This window comes from Pseudomonas hefeiensis (genome assembly GCF_030687835.1).
GTDB lineage: Bacteria > Pseudomonadota > Gammaproteobacteria > Pseudomonadales > Pseudomonadaceae > Aquipseudomonas > Aquipseudomonas hefeiensis.
This window is the reverse complement of record NZ_CP117449.1, coordinates 6098368-6123118: the sequence shown is the minus strand read 5'-3', so window position 1 is coordinate 6123118 and position 24751 is coordinate 6098368. Positions and strand designations below refer to the sequence as shown.

General features: G+C 61.2%; 24 protein-coding genes, 1 other RNA gene and 1 pseudogene. 11 read left to right on the top strand and 15 right to left on the bottom strand.

Going from position 1 to position 24751, the window contains the following annotated elements; all coding sequences use genetic code 11:
* Positions 1-60: 60 nt before the first annotated feature.
* The gene (locus tag PSH57_RS27710; RefSeq protein WP_305386758.1) at positions 61-1038 is read right to left on the bottom strand and encodes an NADPH:quinone oxidoreductase family protein; all 978 of its coding nucleotides are present in this window, start codon (positions 1036-1038) and stop codon (positions 61-63) included.
* A 150-nt stretch (positions 1039-1188) separates the two neighbouring features.
* Between PSH57_RS27710 and PSH57_RS27705 the strand changes: the two genes are divergently transcribed.
* Complete coding sequence (locus PSH57_RS27705; RefSeq protein ID WP_256229862.1) at positions 1189-1596, top strand: flagellar basal body-associated protein FliL; 408 nt, start codon at positions 1189-1191, stop codon at positions 1594-1596.
* A gap of 66 nt (positions 1597-1662) precedes the next feature.
* Here PSH57_RS27705 and PSH57_RS27700 read toward each other — a convergent pair whose 3' ends face one another.
* The 4 genes from PSH57_RS27700 to PSH57_RS27685 form a co-directional block, all read right to left on the bottom strand.
* Positions 1663-2781, bottom strand: coding sequence for an ABC transporter permease (locus tag PSH57_RS27700; RefSeq protein WP_305386756.1), 1119 nt, complete (start codon positions 2779-2781; stop codon positions 1663-1665).
* The gene (rbbA, locus tag PSH57_RS27695; protein WP_305386755.1) at positions 2781-5504 is read right to left on the bottom strand and encodes a ribosome-associated ATPase/putative transporter RbbA; all 2724 of its coding nucleotides are present in this window, start codon (positions 5502-5504) and stop codon (positions 2781-2783) included. Before rbbA ends, PSH57_RS27700 begins: the two co-directional genes overlap by 1 nt.
* On the bottom strand, positions 5501-6466 hold the full coding sequence (locus PSH57_RS27690; RefSeq protein WP_305386753.1) for an HlyD family secretion protein: 966 nt from the start codon (positions 6464-6466) through the stop codon (positions 5501-5503). Before PSH57_RS27690 ends, rbbA begins: the two co-directional genes overlap by 4 nt.
* A gap of 81 nt (positions 6467-6547) precedes the next feature.
* Positions 6548-6997: an EVE domain-containing protein gene (locus PSH57_RS27685; protein ID WP_305386752.1), complete on the bottom strand. Its 450-nt coding sequence runs from the start codon at positions 6995-6997 to the stop codon at positions 6548-6550.
* Positions 6998-7192: 195 nt separating this feature from the next.
* Here PSH57_RS27685 and PSH57_RS27680 point away from each other — a divergent pair, with 195 nt between their 5' ends.
* The gene (locus PSH57_RS27680; protein ID WP_305386751.1) at positions 7193-7339 is read left to right on the top strand and encodes a hypothetical protein; all 147 of its coding nucleotides are present in this window, start codon (positions 7193-7195) and stop codon (positions 7337-7339) included.
* A 36-nt stretch (positions 7340-7375) separates the two neighbouring features.
* Here PSH57_RS27680 and PSH57_RS27675 read toward each other — a convergent pair whose 3' ends face one another.
* The 4 genes from PSH57_RS27675 to PSH57_RS27660 all read right to left on the bottom strand — a co-directional run bounded on the left by PSH57_RS27675 (position 7376) and on the right by PSH57_RS27660 (position 8831).
* Positions 7376-7981 (bottom strand): 5-formyltetrahydrofolate cyclo-ligase, encoded by a 606-nt coding sequence (locus PSH57_RS27675; protein WP_305386750.1) that lies wholly within the window; start codon positions 7979-7981, stop codon positions 7376-7378.
* Between the two features lie 116 nt (positions 7982-8097).
* A non-coding RNA gene (ssrS, locus tag PSH57_RS27670) (6S RNA) lies at positions 8098-8277 on the bottom strand.
* A gap of 30 nt (positions 8278-8307) precedes the next feature.
* On the bottom strand, positions 8308-8625 hold the full coding sequence (locus PSH57_RS27665) for a cell division protein ZapA (RefSeq protein ID WP_256229870.1): 318 nt from the start codon (positions 8623-8625) through the stop codon (positions 8308-8310).
* Positions 8622-8831, bottom strand: coding sequence for a TIGR02449 family protein (locus PSH57_RS27660; RefSeq protein ID WP_003177365.1), 210 nt, complete (start codon positions 8829-8831; stop codon positions 8622-8624). The genes PSH57_RS27665 and PSH57_RS27660 overlap by 4 nt, the downstream gene beginning before the upstream one ends.
* A 128-nt stretch (positions 8832-8959) precedes the next feature.
* Between PSH57_RS27660 and PSH57_RS27655 the strand changes: the two genes are divergently transcribed.
* The 8 genes and pseudogenes from PSH57_RS27655 (at position 8960) to gcvH (ending at position 18002) form a co-directional block, all read left to right on the top strand.
* Positions 8960-9514, top strand: a complete 555-nt coding sequence (locus PSH57_RS27655; RefSeq protein ID WP_305386747.1) for a YecA/YgfB family protein — start codon at positions 8960-8962, stop codon at positions 9512-9514.
* Positions 9515-9539: 25 nt separating this feature from the next.
* The gene (pepP, locus tag PSH57_RS27650) at positions 9540-10874 is read left to right on the top strand and encodes a Xaa-Pro aminopeptidase (protein WP_305386746.1); all 1335 of its coding nucleotides are present in this window, start codon (positions 9540-9542) and stop codon (positions 10872-10874) included.
* Positions 10871-12058, top strand: a complete 1188-nt coding sequence (gene ubiH, locus PSH57_RS27645; RefSeq protein WP_305386744.1) for a 2-octaprenyl-6-methoxyphenyl hydroxylase — start codon at positions 10871-10873, stop codon at positions 12056-12058. Before pepP ends, ubiH begins: the two co-directional genes overlap by 4 nt.
* Before the next feature lie 67 nt (positions 12059-12125).
* Positions 12126-13343 carry a 2-octaprenyl-3-methyl-6-methoxy-1,4-benzoquinol hydroxylase gene (locus tag PSH57_RS27640; protein ID WP_305390491.1) on the top strand — a complete coding sequence of 406 codons (1218 nt, stop codon included), beginning with the start codon at positions 12126-12128 and terminating at the stop codon, positions 13341-13343.
* A 241-nt stretch (positions 13344-13584) separates the two neighbouring features.
* Positions 13585-14589, top strand: a complete 1005-nt coding sequence (locus PSH57_RS27635) for an extracellular solute-binding protein (protein WP_305386742.1) — start codon at positions 13585-13587, stop codon at positions 14587-14589.
* A 129-nt stretch (positions 14590-14718) separates the two neighbouring features.
* Positions 14719-16334: pseudogene (locus PSH57_RS27630) on the top strand (ABC transporter permease).
* Positions 16335-16484: 150 nt separating this feature from the next.
* Positions 16485-17567: a glycine cleavage system aminomethyltransferase GcvT gene (gene gcvT / locus PSH57_RS27625; RefSeq protein WP_305386739.1), complete on the top strand. Its 1083-nt coding sequence runs from the start codon at positions 16485-16487 to the stop codon at positions 17565-17567.
* Positions 17568-17618: 51 nt separating this feature from the next.
* Complete coding sequence (gene gcvH / locus PSH57_RS27620) at positions 17619-18002, top strand: glycine cleavage system protein GcvH (RefSeq protein WP_305386738.1); 384 nt, start codon at positions 17619-17621, stop codon at positions 18000-18002.
* 181 nt (positions 18003-18183) lie between these two features.
* On the opposite strand, the gene PSH57_RS27615 is transcribed toward gcvH, so the two are convergent.
* From PSH57_RS27615 to PSH57_RS27595, 5 genes are all read right to left on the bottom strand, one after another.
* Entirely contained in the window at positions 18184-18504 is a 321-nt protein-coding gene (locus PSH57_RS27615; protein ID WP_171061308.1) for a DUF2388 domain-containing protein, read from the bottom strand.
* A gap of 65 nt (positions 18505-18569) precedes the next feature.
* On the bottom strand, positions 18570-19019 hold the full coding sequence (locus PSH57_RS27610; RefSeq protein ID WP_305386736.1) for an NfeD family protein: 450 nt from the start codon (positions 19017-19019) through the stop codon (positions 18570-18572).
* 9 nt (positions 19020-19028) lie between these two features.
* The gene (locus PSH57_RS27605) at positions 19029-19949 is read right to left on the bottom strand and encodes an SPFH domain-containing protein (protein WP_014340768.1); all 921 of its coding nucleotides are present in this window, start codon (positions 19947-19949) and stop codon (positions 19029-19031) included.
* Between the two features lie 174 nt (positions 19950-20123).
* On the bottom strand, positions 20124-21908 hold the full coding sequence (tfpB, locus tag PSH57_RS27600) for a type IV pilus assembly ATPase TfpB (protein ID WP_305386735.1): 1785 nt from the start codon (positions 21906-21908) through the stop codon (positions 20124-20126).
* Between the two features lie 144 nt (positions 21909-22052).
* Positions 22053-22385, bottom strand: a complete 333-nt coding sequence (locus tag PSH57_RS27595; RefSeq protein WP_305386733.1) for a hypothetical protein — start codon at positions 22383-22385, stop codon at positions 22053-22055.
* Positions 22386-22510: 125 nt separating this feature from the next.
* On the opposite strand from PSH57_RS27595, the gene PSH57_RS27590 reads away from it, so the two are divergent.
* Entirely contained in the window at positions 22511-22981 is a 471-nt protein-coding gene (locus PSH57_RS27590) for an Lrp/AsnC family transcriptional regulator (protein ID WP_047226070.1), read from the top strand.
* A 149-nt stretch (positions 22982-23130) separates the two neighbouring features.
* Here PSH57_RS27590 and PSH57_RS27585 read toward each other — a convergent pair whose 3' ends face one another.
* On the bottom strand, positions 23131-24498 hold the full coding sequence (locus PSH57_RS27585; RefSeq protein ID WP_305386731.1) for a CYTH domain-containing protein: 1368 nt from the start codon (positions 24496-24498) through the stop codon (positions 23131-23133).
* Between the last annotated feature and the right edge of the window lie 253 nt (positions 24499-24751).

The following is a 24751-nucleotide window of genomic DNA, read 5'->3' as shown; positions in this document are numbered from 1 at the left end:
TCGCCAGGTTCAATAATCATGCGGTCCTCAGCTTCCGGCCCCCGGACCGCTTGAGTGACTTCAGCGCACCTGCACCACCACCTTCCCCACGGCTTTGCGCTGGCCCAGGTCATTGATCGCCTGGGCGGCGTTGCTCAATGGATAGACCTGCGAGACCAGCGGCTTGAGCTTGCCTTCGGCGAACCAGCCGAACAGTTGCTGGAAGTTGGCGGCGTTGTCCTGGGGTTGGCGTTGGGCGAAGGAGCCCCAGAACACGCCGACCACGGCGGCGCCCTTGAGCAGGGCCAGGTTTACGGGCAGCTCGGGGATGCGTCCGCTGGCAAAGCCGACCACCAATAGCCGGCCGTTCCAAGCGATGGCGCGAACGGCCTGGTCAAACAGGTCGCCGCCCACCGGGTCGTAAATCACGTCGGCGCCGTGGCCGTCGGTGAGGCGTTTGATTTCATCCTTGAGGCTGGTTTCGCTGTAGTTGATCAGTTCGTCGGCACCGGCAGCCTTGGCCACGGCCAGTTTCTCCGCGCTGCTGGCTGCGGCGATCACCCGGGCGCCCATGGCCTTGCCGATCTCCACTGCCGCCAGGCCGACGCCACCGGATGCACCGAGCACCAGCAGGGTTTCACCGGGTTGCAGGTTGGCCCGTTGCTTGAGGGCATGCATCGAGGTGCCGTAGGTCATGCTGAAGGCGGCGGCGGTCTTGAAGTCCATGGAAGAGGGGATGGGCAGCACGTTGTAGCCTGGCACGGCCACCTGTTCGGCAAAACTGCCCCAGCCGGTCAGCGCCATGACCCGGTCACCGACCTTCAGGTGGCTGACCTTTTCACCCACGGCGCTGATGACGCCCGCCGCTTCGCCACCGGGGGAAAACGGGAAGGGTGGTTTGAATTGATATTTGCCCTCGATGATCAGCGTGTCAGGGAAGTTCACGCCGGCGGCATGCACGTCCAGCAGCACTTCGTTCTTCTTCGCGACGGGGCTGGCGACGTCTTCCAGCACCAGCGATTGGGCAGGACCGAATTCTTTGCACAGCACGGCTTTCATCAGGGCTATTCCTTTGGGAGTGATGGCCGATAAGTGTAGGTGTGAGAGTCAACGGGTCAACGAGCATGCCCCGCCCTGATAGCCGGCCATAAGCTTGTGCTTGAACGGCGGGTCGGTATGCTGGGCCGCAAACCGTATGAGGAGTCGAATGTGAAAGCGTGGATCATGTTGATGCTGGCCCTGTCGTTGCCTGTGACGGCGATGGCCGAGGAAGCCAAAGAGGGCGAGGCACCGAAGGTCAATTACATCACCCTCAGCCCGCCGTTCGTAGGCAATTATGGCCTGGACGGCTCGGCGAAGCTGAGGGTGTACAAAGCTGATGTCGCCCTGCGCGTCACAGGGGATGCCGCCGTTGCGGCGGTGAAGGCCAACGAGCCGCTGATCCGTAATAAATTGGTGGCGCTGTTCGCCCAGCAAACCACCGAGGCCATGAACAATATCGAAGCCAAGGAAAAACTGCGTCAGGAAGCCTTGAAGCAGACTCAGCAGGTGATGAACGACGAGACGGGCAAACCGATGGTGGATGACCTGTTGTTCAATAACCTGATCATTCAATAAATCGGCTGGACCGTAGCCCCCGGCAGCGCCTCGAATCGGTAGGCGCTGACGAAGGCTGCTCTTTTATCAGGACGCCAGGCTTTTGCGAAACCGTCCCAGGGCGATGGCAAAGAACACAAGCCCGATTACCGCCAGCGTCAGCAAGTCCGGCCATACCACGCCAATGCCTGCGTCACGGAACAGGATCGCCGCGCTGAGACTGACGAAATGGGTCGAAGGCGACCCTTGCATCACCCATTGCAGCCATTGCGGCATGCTGTCCAGCGGCGTGCTGCCACCCGACAACAGCAGCATGGGAATGATGACCGGGATCGACAATAAGCCGAACTGCGGCGTCGAACGGGCAAGGGTGGCGAGAAAAATGCCCAGGGCGGTGCTGGCGAACAGGTAGAGCGCGGTCACCAGCAGAAATAGCACCATGGAGCCGGCAAGTGGCACGCCCAAGGCGATCTTGACGACTATTTCCAGCGAGGCCCAGGTGCATAGCACCACCACCAGCATGTTGCTCCAGATTTTCGCCAGCATGATTTCCAGTGCTGTCAGCGGTAGCACCAGCAGGTGATCGAGGGTGCCGTGCTCGCGCTCGCGTAGCAGCGCGGTGCCCGTCAGGATGATGGCCAGGATCGTGATGTTGTTGACGATCTGGATCACGGCCAGGAACCACCCGCCTTCAAGGTTGGGGTTGAACAACGATCGGGTGGTGAGCCTCACGGGTGTCTGTTCGGTCGCTTGCGCCTGCCCGCTGTAGGTCAGCAGTTCCTGTTGAAAAATTCGCCCGATGTAGCCGGCGCCCATGAACGCCTGGCTCATGGCTGTGGCATCGACGTTCAGTTGCAGCGCAGGCTCGCGTCCGGCGAGCAGGTCGGCCTGGAAGTTGGCGGGCACGTCAATGACAAAGGTGTAGCGGCCACTGTCCATGACCTTGTCCAGCTCGGCATAGGGCAGCGCCACCGGACTCTGGAATTCCGGTGGTTGCAGAGCCTGGGTCAATTGACGCGAGAGATGGCTTTGGTCTTCATCCACCACCGCCACGCTGGCGTTGTGGACGCCAATCACCGAGCCTGCGGCCGGCATGTAGATCGCCACGGTGAACGCGTAGCCCAAAAACAGCAGCAGCACCGAGTCATACCGCAGGCTGGTCAGTTCCTTGAGGCCAAGACGCCAGATATGTGAAAGCTTGTGCATCAGGCCTCCTGCTTTTTCAGCATGACCAGGCTGAGCCCGGTGAACACCAGGAAAAATCCCAGTAGCGCCAGGCATTGCGGCCATAACTGGCGCAGGTCCAGAGCCTTGGTGAAAGTGCCGACGGCGATGTCCAGGAAATAACCGGCGGGGAACAATTGGCCCATCACCGAGGCGGCCCCGTCCAGGGATGAGCGCGGCACGATCAGCCCCGAGAACTGGATGGTCGGAAGGCTGGTGATGATCATGGTGCCGAGGATCGCGGCGATCTGGGTGCGGGTAAACGCCGAGATCAACAACCCCATGCTGGTGGTTGCCAGCACGTAGAGCAGCCCGCCCAACGCCAGCGTCAGGCCGCTGCCTTTGAATGGCACGCCGAACAGCCAGCGATTCATCGCGGTCAGTAGGACCAGATTGATCAGGCTGACCGCCAGATAGGGCGCTTGTTTGCCCAGCAGGAACTCCAGGCGGGTCAGCGGCGTGGCGTAGAAATTGGTGATCGAGCCCAGCTCCTTTTCCCGCACGATCCCCAGGGCCGTCAACATGGCCGGAATGAACGCGAGGATCAGCGCCATCACGCCCGGACCGATAGCGTTCACGCTGACCACGTCCTGGTTGTAGCGAAACCGGGTCTCCAGACTGGCTGCGGTTTGCCGGTTTCGCGCCGGGCTGCTCTGTTCAACCAGTTGTTCGAGATTGGCCTGGTGCACGGCCTGGACATAATTGCGACTGGTTTCGGCGCGAAACGGCATGCCGCCGTCCAGCCAGGCGCCGACGGTGGGTTGCCGACCGGCATACAGGTCACGGCCGAAGCCGGGTGGGATTTGCAGGGCCAGTTTGATTTCCGAACGTTGCAAGCGCCGATGCAGTGCGTTCGCGTCCTGGATAACCGGCTGCTCCTCGAAATAGCGGGAGCTGCGAAAAGCCTCCAGATAAGCGCGACTTTGCGGGCTCTGATCCTGATCGAACACGGCGAAGGCGAGCTTCTCCACGTCCAGTGAGATGCCGTAGCCGAAGATCACCATCATGAACAGGGCTCCGAGCAAGGCGAACGCCATCCGCACTTTGTCTCGCAGCAGTTCCTTGCCTTCCCGGCTGGCGACGGCCAACAGGCGGCCGAAGCTGAAGCCGTAGCGATCCTGCGCAGTGGCCGTGTTGTCGAGGGACACGGGCGTGGTGTCTTGCTGCGCCTCACCTTGAGCTTGTTCCAGGCAGGTGACGAACGCGGCCTCAAGCGTCTGGCCGTTGAACTGCGCCTGTAGGGCTGCGGGGGTATCGCAGGCCAGGACTTTGCCGGCGTGCATCAGCGAAATGCGGTCGCAGCGTTGGGCTTCGTTCATGAAATGCGTGGAAAGAAATATCGTCACGCCCTGTTCGCGGGACAACTCAATCAGTAGCCGCCAAAAGTCATCCCGTGCGGCCGGGTCAACGCCTGAGGTCGGTTCATCGAGGATCAGCACCTCTGGACGGTGCAGCACCGCCACCGCGAGGGACAAGCGCTGACGCAGGCCCAAGGGGAGCGCACCGCAAGGTTGGTCGGCGAGGCTCTGGAGATTGAAGCGCTGGATCAGCTCGTCGATGCGCACGTCGCTGTCGGCCTTGGGCAGATCGAACAGCTTCGCATGCAAGGCCAGGTTCTGGCGCACGCTCAGTTCGCCGTACAGTGAAAAGCTCTGAGACATGAAGCCCACCCGTTTGCGGGTGGCCAGGTCCTTGGCGTTGACTGGGTTACCCAGCAGTCGGGCGCTGCCTTCACTGGCGGGCATCAGCCCGGTCAACACCTTCATGGTGGTGGTCTTGCCGCAACCGTTGGAGCCCAGGAAGCCAAATATCTCACCACGACCGATCGCAAAGCTGACGTTGTCGACTGCGGTGAAATCACCGAAGCGCAAGGTGAGGTCGTGGGCCTGGATAGCGATGTCGGCGTTGTCAGTTCTGGGAGGGATCGTCAGCGGCTCGGTGTTGTGGCCGCTGTCACCCTGGAAATAGGTAAAGGCCGAGTCGAGCTTGCCGTCGGGTGTGATGCCTGCCAGTTCGGCGCTCAAGCCCTTGGCGATCAAACGTCCGTTATCGAGCATCAGGCAATGCTCGAACTGTTCGGCTTCCTCCATATAAGCCGTGGCGACCAGCAGGGTCAGTTGCGGCCGTTGCTGGCGCACGTCTTCTATCAGCTCCCAAAAGCGCCGGCGCGACAGCGGGTCCACGCCGGTGGTGGGTTCGTCGAGGATCAGCAGGTCCGGCTCGTGGATCAGCGCGCAACACAGGCCGAGCTTTTGTTTCATTCCCCCCGACAGTTTGCCCGCCGGACGTTCGGCAAAACGCTGCAGGTCGGTCGCCAGCAGTAGCTTGCCCATGCGTTGTTCGCATTCTGCCCGTGAAAGCCCGAACAGCGTGGCGAAAAACCGGATGTTCTCGCTTATCGACAAATCAGGATAAAGATTGCCCCCCAGCCCTTGGGGCATGAAGGCGATGCGTCGATAAAGCGTACTGCGATGGCGCCGATCCTCGATTGACGCTCCCAGTACTTGTAGCTCGCCCGTCTGGAGTTTCTTGACCCCGGCAATCAGCCCCAGCAGGCTGGATTTTCCTGCCCCGTCCGGGCCGATCAGGCCGCAGCGAGTGCCGATGGGCAGGCTGAACTCGATATCGCTCAAGGCTGCAAGCTGGCCGTAATGGTGCTCAAGGCCCCTGACGTGCAATGCCGGTTCGCCAACGGTGGCGCTCATTGCAAGTTGGCCGGCCAGTCAATGGGAGCTGTGCGCACGTAACCGGCGCCGGGCATGCCCGGTTTTGCCTGGGGAACTTCGCCGGGCCGAGTCAGGCGTATCTTGACGCGGAACACCAGTTTCTGGCGCTCATCACGGGTTTCGACTTCTTTGGGGGTGAACTGGGATTTGGCCGCGACGAAGCTGACCGTTGCCGGCAATGGTCGATCGGGCAGGGCATCGAGCAGCAGGCGCGCCTGATCGCCCACCGCCAGTTTCCCGGTCACGGACGCCGGCAAATACAGGTTCATGTATTGGTCGTTCGGATCGATCATCAGCAGCACCCGGCCACCGGCGCCCAGCACTTCGCCTGGCTCGGCCAGGCGTAGCTGAATCACCCCGTCAATGGGCGCGCGCAGGCTGCTGTCCTCGATTTCGCTGGTCAGTTGGGCGACTTGCGCCTGGGTCGCACCGATGCCGGCGGCCGCTGCCGATACCTGGGCTCGGGCAGCGTTGACTGCGGCGTTAGCCGTGTCGAAACGGGCTTGTTGTTGGTCGATGACCTGGCTACTGGCGTACCCGCGCTTGAACAGTTCCTGGGTTCGTTTGAGCTCTTGGTGGGCGAGCAATTGTTCGCTCTGGCGCAGTTGCGCATTGGCTTGCGCCGCGGACAGGTTTTCCCGGGCGCGGGTTACTTCGGCTTCGGCCTGGTTGCGCTGGGCCTCCAGGGTTCGGGTGTCCATGCGCGCCAGGAGCTGGCCTTTGATGACGACGTCGCCTTCGTCAACATGAACGTCGGCCAGGCGCCCGGGTGTCTTGCTGGCGATCTGGACTTCGGTGGCCTCCAGGCGCCCATTACCCATGCTCAGGCCTTCCGGCAGGCGATCCTGACGCGACTTCCAATAGCCAAATCCGCCGGCAGCCAGTAACACAGCCATCAAGGCGAAGGCAAAAAAACGAGAGGTACGAGGGTTCGTCGACATGTCCTGCATCCTGCGACTGTAGCATTCCAGTCTGCTGGATCCGCTACCGGCCCAGCTTGATATCCATCAACTCATAGAGGATCAGCGTAGGGCAATGACAGTCGCCCACTGCTCAGCCGTCACCGGCATCACCGACAGTCGCGAGCCTTTTTGCACCAGCGGCATGTCAGCCAGGGCGGTTTGCTGCTTAAGGTAGTCGAGCTTTAGCACGCGGGGAAACGTTTCGACATGGACCACGTCGATTGCAGTCCAGGGATTTTTATCCGGGCTGGCCTTGGGGTCGAAATAGTGGCTGTCGGGTTCCAGTGCCGTCGGGTCAGGGTAGGCAGCCCGGATGATTCGTCCAATACCGGCTATACCCGGCTCCGGGCAGCTGGAGTGATAGAAGAAGAACGAGTCACCCACTGTCATGGCCCGCAAGAAGTTGCGTGCCTGGTAGTTGCGAACCCCGTCCCATCGCGCCTGGCCGAGCTTTTCCAGCCCCTGGATGGACAATTCGTCGGGCTCGGATTTCATCAGCCAATGGGCCATGATTTCTACTCCTGGGCGGTAATGATAAAAAAAGTTCAGCGATCTTATGACAAACCGACAGTCGGTTGACGTCAGAGTTTGCGTGTTGATGCAGGTTGCCGCAAAATGCCGGCCTTCCAAGCTTTACGCTGCTGCACGGCCAATAAGAAAACCGCTGCTGTCATCGTGTGTGATATGCCTTGAGGGGGGCAATCGATGAAACGCAAACCGGATTTGTTGTGGATCTTGGTCATTCTGTTCGGCCTGGGTGTCGTTACCACGGGATATGCCCAGAGTTTGTGGGCCAGCAAGACCGATACACCAATGGAAATGACCCAGCCCGCGCCTTCGCTCAAACGCTAAGCCGGCCGTCCGGACGCCGCTGTTTCCCTGCGGCGTCTACCCCGCGATATACCAATGCCTGTCGCTGACCGTTCCCTGCAGTGGCACGTCCCAGCTCGCCTGCGCCAACCGTTCGACTTTCTGACATTCATGGGCCAGTCCCAGCAGTGTCGGCTTGCGCCATTGCTTGCGGCGCGCCAGATACGCCAGGCTGCGGTCATAAAAACCACCGCCCATGCCCAGCCGACCTCCCACATCGTCAAACCCCACCAGCGGCAATAACACCAGGTCCAGCGTCCAGACCTTGCGTTGCCGGGCGATGTTCATTTGCGGCTCCAGAATACGAAAACGATTGGGTCGCAGCTTTTCGCCGGGGCGGATGCGTTGAAAGGCCATCTTGGTCTGCGGCCACGGGCTGAGTACCGGCAGATAAGTGGCCTTGCCCCGGCGCTGGGCGGCGCGCAGCAGCAGGCGCGGGTCGATCTCGCCGTCGTTGGGCAGGTACAGGGCGATGTGTTTTGCCCGGCGAAACAGCGGGTGCTGGGCCAGTTGCCTGTAGAGCCCGCGAGCAGCTTCGCGCTGTTGGGCAGGTGTCAGGGCGCGACGAGCCTGGCGTAGCAGGCGACGGAGTTGCGGGCGGGGCAGCAGCGCGGGTTCGGTCATATCGATATTTCACGCAATCGGTGGCGACAGCACAGCGTAACCGCAAAGCACGGCGCTCAGAAATGCCTGCACCAGACACAACAATGCCAGTCTTGATGACTGGCATTGTGAGAATCAGGCTCCCCGGATGAACCGCTGTCGGCTTAGCCCTTGAACCCGAAAGTTCAAGGTGGAAGTTGCAGGGGGCGTTAAGGCTTTCCGTCAAGCGGACATGCACACCGGCCCCAACGTGCAACTCCCGTGGTTGTGCGTATCGGCTCAGGGACATCACCAACTGGCAAGCACCCCAGGGAGTGACGCAAGTATACCCCAGGCAGCCTCACGAATCAGCTCTTGCTGACGTCCGGGTCGGTGGCCAGTACCAGATCCACCCGATCAAGCAGGTCGCGCACCTGTTCACGCGTCGAACCGCTGACTTGCACGTCCGGCGTATCCTGGCGATGCAGCAGTTCGTGGGTGATGTTCAAGGCAGCCATTACAGCAATGCGGTCGGCGCCGATGACTTTGCCGCTGCTGCGGATCTCGCGCATCTTGCCGTCCAGGTAACGGGCGGCGCTCACCAGGTTGCTGCGCTCTTCCTGGGGGCAGATGATCGAATATTCTTTATCGAGGATCTGCACGGTAACGCTATTGCTTGAACTCATGAGTCTTGCTCCAGGGCCTTGAGGCGCGAAATCATCGATTCGACCTTACGCCGGGCGATTTCGTTTTTTTCAATGAGGTGCGCGCGTTCCTCGCGCCAGGTCTTTTCCTGAGCTAATAGGAGTCCGTTTTGGCTCTTAAGTTGCTCGACCCGGTCAATTAGCAATTCGAGTCTGGCCATCAGCGCTTGCAAGTCGGTGTCTTCCATTGTGTCCACTGAAGATTGTGTCTGATGGGGATAAGGGTCGCACAGCCTCTGATAGTCTTGGCGAGTCTGTCGATGTAGGATACAAGGCCTCCATTCTAGACATAGCGCCGTCTGGCGCCTAGCTGCCCATGCCCATTCAGAATTCCCCGTATCAAGCGTTTGCCACCCTGCTGAGCACCAGCGGTCATCCTGTCTCGCCTGCTGAACTGCATGGCCTGTTGCTTGGGCGCAGTTGCGCCGGCGCCGGCTTCGATGCCGACGGCTGGCTGGCCGACGCCGCCGAGTTGCTGGAAGGCGAGCCGGCGGACAACGTGCGCAATGCCCTTATCGGCCTGCAGGAAATGGTCAAGGGTGAGTTGACCAGCGATGACATGACCGTCGTCCTGCTACTGCCCACCGATGACGCTCCGTTGGCCGAACGCGCCGCTGCGCTGGGTCAGTGGTGCCAGGGCTTCCTCGCCGGCTTCGGCCTGACCCGTCGCGAATATGCGTTGAGTGACGAGGCCAAGGAAGTGTTGCAAGACCTGGCGGCGATCTCTCAGGTCCAGGATGCCCTGGAAGAGTCCGATGACGGCGAAAGCGACTACATGGAAGTGATGGAGTACCTGCGGGTCGCGCCATTGCTGCTGTTCACCGAGACCAAGAAAACCGATGCAGCGGCCGCCAAGCCATCCTTGCATTAATTTTTAGAGGGAACCCCGTCTGCCCATGATTCATATCCCGAAATCGGAATACAGCCGTCGCCGCAAGGCCCTGATGGCGCAGATGGAACCCAACAGCATCGCAATCCTGCCCGCCGCCGCCGTTGCCATCCGCAACCGCGACGTCGAGCACGTCTACCGCCAGGACAGCGACTTCCAGTACCTGAGCGGCTTCCCCGAGCCGCAAGCGGTGATTGTGCTGATGCCTGGCCGCGCCCATGGCGAATACATCCTCTTTTGTCGCGAACGCAACGCCGAGCGTGAGTTGTGGGATGGTCTGCGAGCCGGCCAGGAAGGGGCGATGCGTGACTATGGCGCCGACGATGCATTTCCCATCACTGACATCGACGACATCCTGCCGGGCCTGATCGAAGGCCGTGACCGGGTGTACTCGGCCATGGGCAGCAACCCGGAATTCGACCGGCACCTGATGGAGTGGATCAACGTGATTCGTTCCAAGGCCCACCTCGGCGCCCAGCCGCCGAACGAATTCGTTGCCCTGGATCACCTGTTGCACGACATGCGCCTGTATAAATCGGCAGCAGAGCTGAAGGTGATGCGCGAAGCGGCGCGGATTTCCGCCCAGGCGCACATCCGGGCCATGCAGGCCGCCCGCGCGGGGCTGTACGAGTACAGCCTGGAGGCCGAGCTGGATTATGAGTTTCGCAAGGGCGGGGCGAAAATGCCGGCCTATGGCTCGATCGTCGCGGCGGGTCGCAACAGCTGCATCCTGCATTACCAGCAGAACGACGCACTGCTCAAGGACGGCGACCTGGTGTTGATCGACGCCGGTTGTGAAATCGATTGCTACGCCAGTGATATCACCCGTACCTGGCCGGTCAGCGGCAGGTTTTCGCCCGAACAGAAGGCGATCTACGAAGTGGTGCTGGCCGCCCAGGAAGCGGCGTTCGCTCAAATCGCGCCGGACAAACACTGGAACCAGGCCCACGAAGCAACAGTGCGGGTCATTACCGAGGGGCTGGTGCGCCTGGGCTTGCTGGAGGGCGAGGTGGACGAGCTGATCGCCAGCGAAGCCCACAGGGCCTTCTACATGCACCGCGCCGGCCACTGGTTGGGTATGGACGTACATGACGTTGGCGAATACCGGGTCGGCGGCGAATGGCGGGTACTGGAAGTCGGCATGACATTGACCGTGGAACCGGGCATCTACATCGCCCCGAACAACCGCAACGTAGCGAAAAAATGGCGCGGCATTGGCGTGCGCATCGAGGATGACGTGGTAGTGACCAAGACCGGTTGTGAAATCCTGAGTCACGGCGTACCCAAGACGGTCGTCGAAATCGAGGCCCTGATGGCCGCCGCCCGGGCTGATGCGGCATGAGCCGGGTCAATCTGGCGATCGTCGGCGGTGGCCTGGTAGGCGCGAGCCTGGCCCTGGCCCTGCAGGCCGGCGCCAAGGCCCGGGGCTGGAAGATCATCCTGATCGAACCCTTCGCTCCTGGTGATGCCTGGCAGCCGAGCTACGATGCCCGTTCCTCGGCATTGTCCTTCGGGTCCCGGCAGATTTATCAACGCTTGGGTATCTGGCAGGAAGTTTCCCGTCGCGCCGAGCCGATCAAGCAGATTCATGTGTCCGATCGCGGACGGTTTTCCACGGCGCGGTTATCGGCCATGGAAGAAGGGGTACCCGCGCTGGGCTACGTGGTGGAAAACGCCTGGCTCGGCCAGTGCCTGTGGCAAGGACTGGACACTGAGGTGGTGAGTTGGCGCTGTCCGGCGCAAGTCATCCGGATGGAGCCAATGGTCGGCGGTTATCGTCTGACGCTCGATGACGAGACCACCCTGGAATGCGATCTTGCCGTGCTGGCTGACGGTGGTCGTTCCAAGCTGCGCGAACAGCTGGGTGTTGGCGTGCGCAATCGCCCTTACGGTCAGAGCGCGCTGATTGCCAACATCACCCCCGGCGAAGCCCACAACGGCATGGCCTTCGAGCGCTTCACCGACGACGGTCCGATGGCCTTGTTACCGCTGCCGGAGAACCGTTGCGCGCTGGTCTGGACCCGTCAAGGCATGGACGCGCAACGGCTGGCGGCTCTGGATGAGCGCAGCTTCCTCAGTGAGTTGCAGAGCGTGTTCGGCTATCGCCTGGGTACCTTGAAACAGGTTGGCGCTCGACATCTTTATCCGTTGGCGCTGGTGGAAGCCGAAGAACAGGTCCGCCCGCATCTGGCGATTCTGGGCAACGCGGCCCACAGTCTGCATCCGATTGCCGGCCAGGGGTTCAACCTGTCCCTGCGCGATGCCCAGGCCCTGGCCGAAGCCTTGCTCGACAGCGACAGCGCGCCGGGAGATTTCGCCGTGTTGCAAGCCTATCGCGAGCGTCAGCGGATGGATCAGACCCTGACCGTCGGGTTTTCCGACCAGGTTACGCGGCTGTTCAGCAGCAACCTGCCGCTGGTGTCCCTGGGCCGCAACCTGGGCTTGCTGGGGCTCGACCTGCTACCTCCGGCCAAGCGCTGGTTTGCTCGCCAGGCCATGGGACTGGGGACACGTCCCGATGCGTGAGCCATGGGGTGGCCTTTTCTTTTATGGGCGACTCATGTCGCCAGCACAACAGGCTTAAAGCATGGAATTGCGTGCAGATCTGCTGATTGTCGGCGCCGGTATGGTCGGCAGCGCCCTGGCGCTGGCGTTGCAGGGCAGTGGCTTGCAAGTGCTGTTGCTCGACGGCAGCCCGATGAGCGTCAAACCCTTCGATCCCCAGGCGGTATTCGAGCCCAGGGTCAGTGCCTTGTCGACGGCGAGCCAACGGATCCTTGATCGCTTGGGTGTCTGGGACGGCATCACCGCCCGGCGCGCCAGTCCTTATGCCGACATGCACGTCTGGGACGGCAGCGGCACCGGGCAAATCCATTTCTCGGCGGCCAGCCTGCATGCCGAGGTCCTGGGGCACATCGTCGAAAACCGTGTCGTACAGGATGCTCTGCTGGACCGTCTGCATGACTGCGACCTGGGCCTGCTGGCCAACGCGCGGCTTGAGCAGATGCGCCGCTCCGGCGATGACTGGTTGCTGACCCTGGCCGATGGCCGCACCCTGCGGGCACCGCTGGTGATCGCTGCCGACGGTGCGAACTCCGCCGTGCGTCGCTTGACGGGTGTCGTCACCCGGGAATGGGATTACCTGCATCACGCCATCGTGACCAGTGTGCGCAGCGCCCGGCCTCATCGAATGACGGCATGGCAACGCTTCACGGACAACGGGCCTTTGGCGTTTCTGCCCTTGGAGCGAGACGGCCAGCAGGACTGGTGCTCAATCGTCTGGTCCACCACCCCTGGCGAGGCGCAGCGGTTGATGGCGCTTGATGAGGCGGATTTTTGCGACGAGCTGGAGCGGGCCTTCGAAGGTCAGTTGGGGACGGTGCTCAGCGCCGATACGCGCCTGTGCGTACCGCTGCGCCAGCGCCATGCCAAGCGCTACGTGGCCGAAGGGCTGGCGCTGATCGGCGATGCGGCCCACACCATCCATCCGCTGGCCGGGCAGGGGGTGAACCTGGGTTTCCTGGATGCCGCCGTGCTGGCCGAAGTGCTGCTGCAGGCCGCCGGGCGCGGTGAGCGGCTGGCGGATGTGAAGGTGTTGAGCCGCTACGAGCGCCGACGCATGCCCCATAACCTGGCGTTAATGGCTGCGATGGAAGGGTTTGAACGGTTGTTCCAGGCCGATCCATTGCCGGTGCGCTGGTTGCGCAATACCGGGCTGAAACTGGTGGACAGTCTGCCCGAGGCCAAGGCGCTGTTCGTGCGGGAAGCGCTGGGGCTGACCGGGGATTTACCGGACTTGGCCAAGGTCTGAGAGATGGGGTGGGGCTTATGGCCCTATCGCGGGCAAGCCTTGCTCCCACAAGCTCTTGCTCCCACAGGGGGCAATGTGGAACGAGCTTTTGTGGGAGCAAGGCTTGCCGCGATGGCGGATGCAAAAACACAGCACATCTCATAGTTGCAACATTTGGAAACGTGTCTGGTCACTGTTCGATTGAGAAGGTAAATGTGAGTCCTTATCATTTGCGCTCCTTTCCAATCGAGAGACCGCTCCCATGTTGGCATCCAAGCGTCTGCTGTCCGTCCTCGCCTTGACCCTGATCGGCTCTACCGCCGCCCAGGCTGCCGATGAGGTGGTGGTCTACTCCTCGCGTATCGATGAACTGATCAAGCCGGTTTTCGATGCGTACACCAAGAAGACTGGCGTCTCGGTGAAGTTCATCACTGACAAGGAAGCGCCATTGATGCAGCGGATCAAGGCCGAGGGTGAAAACGCCACCGCCGACCTGCTGCTCACCGTCGACGCCGGTAACCTCTGGCAGGCGGAGCAGATGGGGATTCTCCAGCCCTTCACCTCCCAAGTGATCGACGCCAACATTCCGGCCCAGTACCGTGCGTCTTCCCACGCCTGGACCGGCCTGAGCCTGCGGGCGCGGACCATTGCCTATTCCACCGACCGGGTCAAACCGGGTGAACTGACTACCTACGAAGCCCTGGCAGGTAAAGAGTGGGAAGGCCGCCTGTGCCTGCGCACCTCGAAGAAGGTCTACAACCAGTCCCTGACCGCCACCCTGATTGAAACCCACGGCTCGGAAAAAACCGAAGAAATCATCAAGGGCTGGGTCAAGAACCTGTCCACCGATGTGTTCTCCGATGACACGGCATTGCTTGAGGCCATCAATGCCGGTCAGTGTGACGTCGGCATCGTCAACACTTACTACTTCGGTCGCCTGCACCAGCAGAAGCCGGACCTGAAGGTCAAACTGTTCTGGCCGAACCAGGCCGACCGTGGCGTGCACATCAACCTCTCGGGCATCGGCCTGACCAAATACGCACCGCACCCGGAAGCGGCGAAGAAGCTGGTGGAATGGATGACCACGCCTGAAGCCCAGAACATCTTCGCCGACGTGAATCAGGAGTTCCCGGCCAACCCGAACGTGGAGCCCTCCAAGGAAGTCGCCGCCTGGGGCAAGTTCAAGGCCGATACCCTGCCGGTTGAAGTGGCGGGTAAACGCCAGGCCGAAGCCATCCGCCTGATGGATCGCGCTGGCTGGAACTAAAAAAGCACTAAAGATCGCAGTCTGCGGCAGCTTCTACAGGGGATCGCGTTCCAATGTAGGTGCTGGTGCAGGCTGCGATCTTTTTTTTGCGGTTTAATACGCGCTTGATGACTGCCCCGAGACTCCCCCTTGACCCACCCCGTCCAACGCCGCTGGTACCCTCTGGTTTTTGCTATCGCCGCGCTGGTGCTGTTGCCCTTGAGCGTCCTGCTGCTGTCCTGGCAGAGCATCGACCAGCAAATCTGGTCCCACCTCTGGGATACCCAGATGCCACGCTTGTTGGGCAACACCCTGACGCTGATTGTTGGCGTGGGTGTCGGTGTAACGTTGTTGGGTGTCAGCCTCGCCTGGCTCACCAGCCTGTGTGAGTTTCCCGGCCGGCGTTGGCTCGACTGGGCATTGATGTTGCCGTTTGCGATTCCAGCCTACGTGTTGGCGTTTGTCTTCGTGGGCTTGCTGGACTTTGCCGGCCCAGTGCAAACATTGATGCGCGAATGGTTCGGCAGCGACCTGCGCCTGCCCCGGGTACGCTCCACCGGCGGGGTGATCCTGGTGTTGGTCCTGGTCTTTTACCCTTACGTTTATTTGCTGGCGCGAAGTGCGTTCCTGGCCCAAGGCAAGGGATTGATGGAAGCGGCCCGGGTGCTGGGGCAGTCGCCGTGGCAGGCGTTCTGGCGAGTGGCGCTGCCAGTGGCCCGACCGGCCATCGGTGCCGGCGTGGCGCTGGCATTGATGGAGACCCTGGCGGATTTCGGCGCGGTGTCGGTGTTCAACTTTGACACCTTCACCACGGCCATCTACAAGACCTGGTACGGCTTCTTCAGCCTCTCCAGCGCGGCGCAACTGGCCAGCCTGTTGTTGCTGGCGGTGATGCTGGTGCTTTACGGCGAACGCCGCGCCCGAGGCGCCCAGCGTGCCAGCAACGAGCGACCCCGAGTCAAGGCGCTTTATCATTTGCGCGGCCTTAAGGCTGTGGCGGCCAGCGGTTGGTGCGCCTTGGTGTTCGCCTGTGCATTCGTGATTCCGATACTGCAACTGGTGGTGTGGTTCTGGCAACGCGGCCGGTTCGACCTGGACGAGCGTTATGCCGGTCTGATCGTCCATACCCTCTATCTGGGTGGGCTGGCGGCACTGGTCACCGTATGCGTCGCCTTGCTGTTGGCTTTCGCCCGACGTCTGGCGCCGACCCGTCCCATTCGCGCCGGCGTCGGCCTGGCGAACCTGGGCTACGCCTTGCCCGGTTCGGTGCTGGCGGTCTCGATCATGCTTGCCTTCAGCTATCTGGACCGCGAACTGGTCATCCCCCTGTCAACCTTGCTCGGCGGTGCTGGAAAACCGTTGCTGTTGGGCAGCCTGTCGGCTCTGCTGTTGGCCTATCTGGTGCGCTTCTTGGCTGTGGCCTACGGTCCATTGGAAAGCAGCCTGGCGCGAATCCGCCCTTCTTTGCCTGAAGCGGCACGTAGTCTTGGGGTCAGTGGGCCGCGACTGTTTTCAAAGTGTATCTGCCGTTGTTGTTACCGGGCACCTTGAGTGCGGCGTTGCTGGTCTTCGTCGATGTACTCAAGGAAATGCCCGCAACCCTGCTGATGCGCCCGTTCGGCTGGGACACACTGGCGGTGCGAATCTTCGAAATGACCAGTGAAGGGGAGTGGGCCAGGGCCGCGTTGCCGGCGCTGACCCTGGTGCTGGTGGGCTTGTTGCCGGTCATTGGATTGATTCGACGCTCGGCCCATCGAAACAGCTAGGTGTCAGTCCTACATCATGCGGCTACAATGCGCGGCATTCGGTGCGGTCCGTCTGTCGGACCGGGCAACTGATAGCGTCTGAAAACGTTTTTGGCGTTCACGCTGTGCAGTGCTCGTCCGCACCTTCGCCAAGCCCGGAAGGAGACACCCATGGGACAGCGTACGCCTCTGTATGACCTTCATCTCGCCCTCGGCGCGAAGATGGTCGATTTTGGCGGTTGGGATATGCCTTTGCATTACGGCTCGCAGGTTGAGGAGCACCATCAGGTGCGTCGCGACTGCGGTGTGTTCGATGTATCCCACATGACCGTTATCGATGTCGCCGGTCCCCAGGCCAAGGCCTGGTTGCAGCGCCTGCTGGCCAATGATGTCGATCGCTTGCAGGACACAGGACGTGCCTTGTACAGCACCATGCTGAACGAGCGCGGCGGCATCGTCGACGACATGATCATTTACCGTGTTGAGGATGGCTATCGGCTGGTCTTCAACGCCTCGACCCGCGATCAGGACTTGGCCTGGATGCAGGCACAGCTCGGTGAGTACGACGTGCAACTGGTTGAGCGTCCCGAACTGGCAATGCTGGCGATCCAAGGGCCCCAGGCCCGGCACAAGATTGCCGAACTGGTCTCGCAATCGCGCGGCCAACTGATCCAGCAACTCAAGCCTTTCGAAGGCCGTGCCGACGGTGACTGGTTCATCGCCCGTACCGGCTACACTGGCGAAGATGGCCTGGAGATCGTTCTGCCTGCCCATGAGGCCCCGAGTTTTTTCAACGATCTGGTGGGCGCCGGCATTTCTCCCATCGGCCTTGGCGCTCGCGATACCTTGCGCCTGGAGGCCGGCATGAACCTCTATGGTCAGGACATCCATCAGGACGTTTCTCCGCTGGCCTCGAACATGGCCTGGAGCATCGCCTGGGAACCGGCGAGCCGTCAGTTCATCGGGCGCGGCGCACTGGAAACCGAGCTGGCTGGCGGTGTGCAGCAAAAACTGGTGGGCCTGGTGCTGGAAGAACGCGGTGTTCTGCGCGCTCATCAGGTGGTCCGCATCGCCGATGTTGGCGAAGGGGAGATCACCAGTGGTAGTTTTTCTCCTACGCTTAGCAAGTCAATTGCCTTGGCACGCGTTCCGATGGCCACCGCCGATCGTGCCGAGGTGGAAATTCGTGGTAAGTGGTACCCGGTACGAGTGGTCAAGCCGACCTTCGTCCGCCATGGCAAAACCCTGATCTAACCTTTTGCGGCGGGCCGCTGGCCGCTGACACTTCTCTTGAGGACACTGAATATGAGCAATATCCCTGCCGAACTGCGTTTTGCCGATAGCCACGAGTGGGCGCGTCTGGAAGCTGACGGTACGGTCACCGTGGGCATTAGCGATCATGCGCAGGAAGCTCTGGGTGATGTGGTGTTTGTCGAACTGACCGAGGTCGGTAAGGTTTTTTCCGCGGGTGACCAGGCCGGTGTCGTGGAGTCGGTAAAAGCCGCTTCCGACATCTACTCGCCGATCAGTGGCGAAGTGATCGCGGTCAACGAAGACCTGGGCGGTTCACCGGAACTGCTGAACTCCGATCCTTACGGCGCATGGATTTTCAAGCTCAACCCAAGCGACAAGGCCGAGCTGGACAAGCTGCTTGATGCGCCAGGCTACAAGACTGCTATCGGCGAATAACCCGGATCCAATGTGGGAGCGGGCTTGCTCGCGAAAGCGGTGTGTCAGCTTCAGTAGTGTTGACTGATACACCGCTTTCGCGAGCAAGCCCGCTCCCACACGGGATACTGCGTACAGCCTGATAATATTTTCGGGCAAAAAAATGCCGCTCCCATCGAGCGGCATTTTTCATGGGCCAAAATCAGTCCTGGGCGACGGCGTTTTTCGCCAGGATCGCATTGGCCAGTTCCATGTCGGTGGCCTGCAGGCCCGGGTTGTCGGCACGGACTTTCTGCATCGCCGCTTCCAGGTATGGACCACGGATACCGCCGTCGCTGGCAACGAAACTGCCGGCGTCGTCCTGGGCGGCGACGATCAGCTTGTTATCCTTGAAAGTCAGATAGGTGGAACCGGTGGTTGCACCGGACGAGATGACGTTACGCCAAAACGTGTCGGCCATTGCCGAGCCGACAGGAAGAGCAAGCAAGGCCAAGGTGGCGACAGCAAGTTTGAGACGCATGATAGGTGACTCCACTGGGTTAACTATGACTTTGGATAGCCAGCCCGTCGATTCAGTTCCATGACGTCTCAGTCTGCCCGTTCTACCAGCAGCACCGCGCCTTCCTGTGCCACCACCCTGACCCGCGTGCCAACGGGCGACTCGGGCCCCTTGGCCAGCCAGACACCGTCCGCCACCTTGATCTTGCCGCGTCCATCGATAATCGCTTCATGAATCTGAAAGACCTTGCCGATCAGTTCCTGTCCGCGCAGGTTCAGGAGCGGTTGATCGCTTTGGCGCACTGCGCTGCGCTGGCGTCGCCACCAGTACAGTGCGGTCGCGATGGCGAAAAGGCCGAACAACAGGAACTGCATTTCCCACGGCATCTGCGGCAGGATGAACGTGAGCACGCCGACCGCCGCGGCGGCTATGCCGATCCATAGCAGGTAGCCGCCAGCGCCAAACACTTCGAGGATCAGCAGGATGACGCCCAGCGCCAGCCAGTCCCAGTACGACAGTTGTTGCAGGAACACCCACATATTTGCGCCTCAGGCTTTCTTGCTGTCGAAGGTGGCCCTGACGATCTCACCGATGCCGCCGACTGCTCCGATGACCTGACTGGCTTCCAGCGGCATCAGGATCACCTTGCTGTTGTTGGCCGACGCCAGTTTGCCCAGCGCATCAATGTATTTTTGCGCGACGAAGTAGTTCACGGCCTGGACATTGCCGTCTGCGATTGCCTGCGATACCACCTGGGTGGCCAGCGCTTCGGCTTGCGCTTGGCGCTCGCGGGCCTCGGACTCCAGGAACGCGGCCTGGCGGCTGCCCTCGGCCTCGAGGATTTGCGCCTGCTTCTTGCCTTCGGCGGTGAGAATCGCCGACGCTCGCAAGCCCTCGGCTTCCAGGATTTGGGCGCGCTTGATGCGTTCGGCTTTCATCTGCCCCGACATGGCCGCCATCAGGTCGGCCGGTGGGCTGATGTCCTTGATCTCGATCCGGGTAATCTTGATACCCCACGGTGCTGTGGCTTCATCGACAGTGCGCAGCAATTTTTCATTGATGCCGTCGCGCTGGCTCAGCATCGCGTCCAGCTCCATGGACCCCAGCACGGTGCGGATATTGGTTTGCAGCAGATTGCGGATCGCGTGCTCGAGGTTGTTGACCTCGTAGGCAGCCTGGGCGGTATTGACTACCTGGAAGAAGCACACTGCGTCGATCTGTACCGTGGCGTTGTCGGCGGTAATGACTTCCTGAGGCGGGATGTCCAGTACGCTTTCCATGACATTGATCTTGCGCCCGATGCGATCCATCACTGGGATGATGATGTTCAAGCCGGGCTTGAGCGTGTTGGTGTAGCGGCCGAACCGCTCGACAGTCCATTGGTAGCCCTGGGGCACGACCTTGAAACCCATGAATAGAATGGCGACCACGAGGCCGATAAAAAGTAAAAGTACGCTACCGATCTGCATGACTGTTCCCTGTTCTGATTGAAAATGACTTGCGAGCCCTGAGTGTAGGGCAAGCGGCCATTATCCTCACTCTGTGGGAACAAAGCTTGCTCGCGATGCAGGCGCCTCGCTTCCCCGGGAGACCGCGTCATTTTCATCGCGGGCAAGCCTTGCTCCCACAGCCTCTCGCCACAGCTACTTCTGCTCGCTCTGTGGCGTCACCCGCAGCACTTCCTCGACAGTGGTCAAGCCCGCCGCCACCTTTTGTGCCCCCGATAACCGCAAGCTGCGCATGCCTTCCTTGAACGCCTGACGACGCACCGCCAGCAGGTCGGTGTCGGGGTGAATCAAGCCTTTGACGCTGTCGGTCAATTGCATGATTTCGTAGACCCCGGCGCGGCCGCGATAGCCGGTGTCTCGGCACTCCAGGCAGCCGACGGCCTGTTGGGCATTGCCCGGCAACGGGGCCTGCCAGGGGCGTGTCAGGGTTTGCCAATCGTCTTCATCCAGGGTCAGGGGGGCCTTGCAGTGCGGACACAGTGTGCGCACCAGACGCTGGGCCATGACGCCGAGCACCGTGGCTTTGATCAGGTAATGGGGCACGCCTAGCTCCAGCAGGCGACTGATGGCGCTCGGCGCATCGTTGGTGTGCAGGGTCGAGAGGACGAGGTGCCCGGTGAGCGCCGCCTGGATCGCCATTTCGGCGGTTTCCAGATCGCGGATCTCGCCGATCATGATGATGTCCGGGTCTTGTCGCATCAGCGCACGCACGCCGGCGGCGAAGGTCAGGTCGATGTTGTGTTGCACCTGCATCTGGTTGAAGGACGCCTCGACCATTTCAATCGGGTCCTCGATGGTGCAAAGGTTTACCTCCGGCGTCGCCAGTTTCTTGAGGGTGGTGTAGAGGGTGGTGGTCTTGCCCGAACCGGTGGGGCCGGTCACCAGGATGATGCCGTTGGGCTGACGGGTCATGTCTTGCCAGCGGCGCAGGTCATCGGCGGAGAAACCGAGCTGGTCGAAGTCCTTGAGCAGTACTTCCGGATCGAAGATGCGCATGACCATCTTCTCGCCAAACGCCGTGGGCAGCGTCGACAGGCGCAATTCCACTTCGCCACCGTCCGGGGTTTTGGTCTTGACCCGACCGTCCTGTGGCTTGCGCTTTTCCGCGACGTTCATCCGCCCCAGGCTTTTGAGGCGACTGATGATCGCCATCGTCACCTGCGGCGGGAACTGATAGACGGTGTGCAGCACCCCGTCGATGCGAAAGCGCACCGTACCCTGCTCGCGGCGCGGTTCGATGTGGATATCGCTGGCGCGTTGCTGGAAGGCGTACTGGAACAGCCAGTCGACAATATTGACGATATGAGCGTCGTTGGCGTCCGGCTCCTGATCGCTGGCGCCCAGGTTGAGCAGTTGTTCGAAGTTGCTCAGGTTGCTCGGTTGCTGGTCGACCGTCGTGGCGCCGCTGACCGATTTGGCCAGGCGATAGAACTCCACGCTCAGGCGCTGGATATCCACCGGGTTGGCAACAACCCGCTGGATTGGCAGCTTGAGCACATGGGTCAGGTCTGCCTCCCAACTGCTGACGTAAGGCTGGGCGCTGGCCACGGTGACCGCGTCACGGTCCACAGCCACCGCGAGAATCTTGTGGCGCTGGGCAAAGGCGTAGGACATCAGCGGCGTGACCGCCGCCACGTTGATTTTCAGTGGGTCGATGCGCAGGTAGGGCTGGCCGGCCTGCTGCGACAGCCAGAGGGTCAGGCTTTCCAGGTCCAGGCGCTTGCCGGGGCGGCTGAGATCGTCCAGGTGCTGGTTGGCGATGAACTCCAGTGGGTGCAACTGGGCGCTGGCGCTATGGCGCCGGCGCGCATTGAGTGCGCTTTCGGCGCAGTCCTGGCTGATGAAGCCTTGGGCGACCAATTGGCGCAGCAGATCATTGAGGTCCAGCCAGCGGTCCTGAGTGGCGTGTTTGGTGGACATGCGGGTTCCTATTGGACAATTGCAGCAAAGCCGCGATACAGACGCTTCGGCGTCCTCGCTCGGTCTGCAAAAGAATAGTCCTGACCCTATGGACCGTTGGGCCACTACCCGACCAATGCGTTTCGAATTCTTGCCGTCAAACCTTCAGCCTGCCGCCTGGGCCGGCTCAAGGCGCGCACTGTCAGCGTCTTGCAGGTCCACGGAACACACGCTGATCAGGTTACGTAATTTTTCAGCGAGCACTTGGGCACGGTGCCAGCTCAAGCCGTCCATGAGGATCTCCATCGACAGCCAATCATCGTGGCGTTCGACGTGGACCTGCCGGGGTGTCAGGCCCTGCAAGGCAAACAGATTCAGCGCCCGGCACAGCAGATCCGGTTCAGCTTCGGCCAGCAGGTGGTAGTGCGCGCGACAATGGCCGTTATGGGCGTGCCAGACATCGGCGCGGGTGGGTGTGACAGCTTCGAGAGGGGGCATGGACAGTCTCCGTGGATATGGAGAAATGTTTACATGCGCGAAGGGGCATTTCTTATCTAATATGGATGATTATCCGGATCTGATGAATCATATAATTCTTGATTCAACCTGTAAGAGGTTTATTTATGCACGGGGAATTGGACGGCTACGACCGCAGGATCCTGGCGCTGCTGCAAGAGGATGCTTCGCTGTCCAGCGCGCAGATCGCCGAACAGGTGGGCTTGTCCCAATCACCCTGCTGGCGGCGGATTCAACGGATGAAGGAGGAGGGGATTATTCGCGGTCAGGTGACCTTGCTTGATCGCAAGAAAATCGGTCTCAACACGCAGATATTCGCCGAAATCAAACTCAACGCCCACGGACGTTCGAACTTCACCGAGTTCACCGAAGCCATTCGTGGCTTCCCCGAGGTGCTGGAATGCTACGTGCTGATGGGATCGGTGGATTTCCTGCTGCGCATCGTCACGGCGGACATCGAGGCTTATGAACGCTTCTTCTTCGAAAAGCTGTCGATGGTGCCGGGGATCCAGGAAGTGAACTCGATCGTGGCGCTGTCGGAGATCAAGTCGACGACGAGTTTGCCGGTGGTGCGCTGATTTTTGTGGTGAATTTGCTGGCCCCTTCGCGAGCAAGCCCGCTCCCACATGGGGTCTCTGTCGTACACACATCTTGTGTTCGCTAAAGATCCAGTGTGGGAGCGGGCTTGCTCGCGAAGGCGATATTCCAGACGCCGACGATATCTCGGTTACAGGCGCAGCAAAGTCTTCCAGGCCCGATTCTGATAAACCGCGATCGCCTGCTGCTTGCGCGCCTCCAGGGCTTCGTCGGTAATCGGTTCGTTGGCCAGTTGCGCCAGTTTGTTCAGCTCACCGTAGAGGCGGTCCATTTCCGGGATTTCCAGTACATGGCGAGCGTGGTGCAGCCAGGCCTGGATGCGTTCGATGCGCGGCAGCTGTTCGGCCAGGTCTTCCGGCTGTTGCTGATAGCGTTGCAGTTGCAGCGACGACGACTCCTCACCCAGCAGGCGCGGCAGCCAGCTACCCAGTTGGGCCGCGCCCTGGCGATTGCCACGGGTGTTGCGCTCGGCAGCCCAGCTGCGGGCCAGCAACCAGCGTGAAGTGTTGAGGGAGAACAGGCCCCAGCGCGGATCTTGCAGCTCTTCAAGGAACTGCTCTGGCGCGGCCTTGCGCACGTCTTCGTCATCCAGGCCGGCCTGGAGCAGCGGGCGCCAGTCTTCCAGCAATGCGTCCAGGGCGACGCGCAAGTCATGCGTCGATTGGCGTGGTGCGGCCTGGCCGAGGCTGCTGAGCAGGGCGCGCAGTTCGGCCAGGTTTTCCACCCAATCCTGCAACAGGCGCCAGTGGCCGTTAAAACGATACTGTTCGGCCAGACGCTGGCTGCTGCCCAGCAAATGCCAGCTCAGTGCGGCAAAGGCATCATCGAGTGGCGTCTCGGCGCTCAATTGCGGGGTCGGCAGGCTCAGGGCATAGCTGCTCGCATCATGCAGGCGATAGCCACGCTCGGCCTTGCTGATATCACATGGCATCAAGGGCAGGGTCGCGGCCAGCTCGGCGGCCAGTTCCAGCAGGGCGGCGGGTTCGCCTTCGCGTAACTCCAGCTCCAGCTCGCAGATTTCTTCCTTCTGCTTGCCGACCACGACGTGGCCCAGGTCCAGCGCGGCTTCGATGACCACTTTGCTTTTGCCGCGGCCCCAGGCGATTTCCGCGCGTTCACGCACGAAATCGGTGGTGAAGATGGCCTTGAGGGTTTTCTTGTCCAGTTCGGCCAACGCCTCTGGCCAGCATTCGCCGTCGAGTTTCTTCAGGTCGAGCTTGGCTTTGGGCAGGTGCCAGTCGTACTCGTTGCGCTCGGACAGACCGGCGATGCTCTGGCCGCGAGTCTTGAGGGTCTGGATCACCTCTTCGCCGTCGCGACGCAGGCGCAGGGCGACCTTGGCCCGGGCCAGGTCACGCTCTGGCGTGTCGAAGTACTGGTTCATCAGTTCGTGGCGTTCCCAGCCGCTTTTGTTGCGTTTCTTGAGCAATGGATGCTCGCGCAGGGCTGCCAGGGTCTCGCGGCTGACGCGGAGTTTGATTTCGGTTTCTTTCTGCATGGCCGGAAAATCCAGGGATCGGTGCGCAGCCGGGGGAAGGTGTGGCTGCCAAGGTCGTGCAGTGTACAGGACTCATCCGTCCTACGCGCCGCGGCGGTTTATGGGAGTGTCCTGTCTCACCAATACTGTTCCTTTTTGACGGCGTCTGTTGTCGTCATGCTGCGTTGCCGCTCCTCGCCATAGCGGGCTATGACTCGTCGCGGCGCCTTGCCTGACGACAACAGCCACTCGTCAAAAAGGAGCTTATTGGTGA